Genomic DNA, 1,669 nt, shown 5'->3' on the forward strand with positions numbered 1-1,669 from the left:
TTGCTGGAACACCGGTGGCCTTGAACCGGGCCGCGGGGAGACCGGCGGTCCTGAACCGGGCGGCCGCCGGGACGCCGGGGGCGCCGAGCCGGGCGGGCAGGCGGTCCAGGGCACAGGCGAGCACGAGCCCGGCCATCAGGGCCGTGCCGAGGGAGAACCGGTTCGGCAGGGCGGCCTCGAAGACCGGCAGGCCGGCGACCAGGCCCCAGGGCAGCCGCAGGCCCGTCTCCACGTTGTTGACCAGCAGCGTCCCGCCCAGGGAGAGAACCGCCAGCACCGCGCCGGTGAGCCCGGCCAGCCGTGTCCGCAGGTCGTGAAAGCCCAGGACGACGGCGCACAGACACACGATCAGCAGGGGCCAGCCGAGGAAGTTCATGTACTCCGGCGCGCCGCCGGGGAACTCGGCCGCCCGCGCGCTCTGCGCGGATGTCGCGAGCCACTGGCGTTCGGAAGGGACGTACAGGCCGGTCGGGTCGCTCTTGAAGAAGTTCGCCAGGAACGGGCTGCCGTGGGCCCGCAACGGCCCGAAGAACTGGATCCACAGCGGCACCGCGGCCAGCGCCAGGCAGGTCAGGAAGGCGATCGCCAACGCGCGCAGTGGCCCGCCGGCCCGGCGGAGATACTCCGGCCGGCTCGCCAGCAGCAGGACGATCCCGACGGCGGCCGTCACCGCGGTGATGAGCAGCACCTCCTCGCCGGTCAGCAGTTGCAGGCCGGCGCCGACGCCGAGCAGCACGCCGGTCCGCGCCGGCCGCCGCGTCCCCCGGACGGCGTCCACGACAAGGCCGAGCAGCAACGGCACGGCCGGCGCCAGGGCCAGGCTGAGATGTCCTGTCCCGGCCGCGACGAGCGCCGGCGAGAAACCGTAGACGAGCCCGGCGACGCCGGCCGCCGCGGCGCGCACCCGCAGCTTCCGCGCGAACAGGTAGGCGCTGAACGCGGACAGCGAGAACGCCAGCACGACGAGCAGGTTGTAGGAGGCCACCGGCCCGGCGACCCGGGTCACCGGCGTCAGCAGCAGGCCGGGGACCAGCACGGAGGTGTTCCACAGCGCGTTTATCCCCTCCGGCGCGTTCGCCAGGTGCGTGACGAAGGGGTTCGACAGGCTGGTGACGGCATGTGCGGTGTGTGCCAGCCACCAGCAGTACAGGGCGGTGTCGTTCGGGTTGCCGGCGATGATGTTCCGGGTCGGGTCGGGCCACACCCGGGCGGTCAGCAGCAGGGCCAGCAGGAGGTAGCCCGACCCGGTCAGGGCGTGCGGCCGGAGGCTCTCGCGCCGCCGGCCGCGGCCGGGCGTACCGCCGGCCGCGGCCGGTGTCGCGCTGGGCCCGGGGGCCGGTGTCGCGCTGGGCCCGGGGGCGGGCGGAGCTGGCTGGACGGTCGTCGGCGTGTCCGTGTCGGCGGGATCCAACGCGTCCTCCTGTAGCCGACAGTGTGTGAGCGCGGCTATACCGTCCGTTTGTCAGGGTGTCGTTTGCTGATCGGACGCCCTGTCCGCGGCCATCCTTACTCTGCGAATCAGCAGCATTACATCAGTCGCTGTCGCCGCAGGTCCGACAGTCGCTGTCCAGACAGTCGCCGTCCGGACAGCGACCGGACGGTCCGGGCAGCGGCTGCCTGGACGGTCGCCGTCTGGGTGGTCCGGGCAGTGGCTGCCTGGACGGTCGCC

Annotated in this window: 1 protein-coding gene; it reads right to left on the bottom strand. The window is 73.4% G+C overall.

The features are described from left to right. A partial coding sequence (locus AC5LUJ_RS05930) for a hypothetical protein (protein ID WP_493464591.1) occupies window positions 1-1,411 on the bottom strand: 1,411 nt, incomplete at its 3' end. Between the last annotated feature and the right edge of the window lie 258 nt (window positions 1,412-1,669).

The organism is Protofrankia sp. CiP1_Cm_nod3 (genome assembly GCF_982290655.1).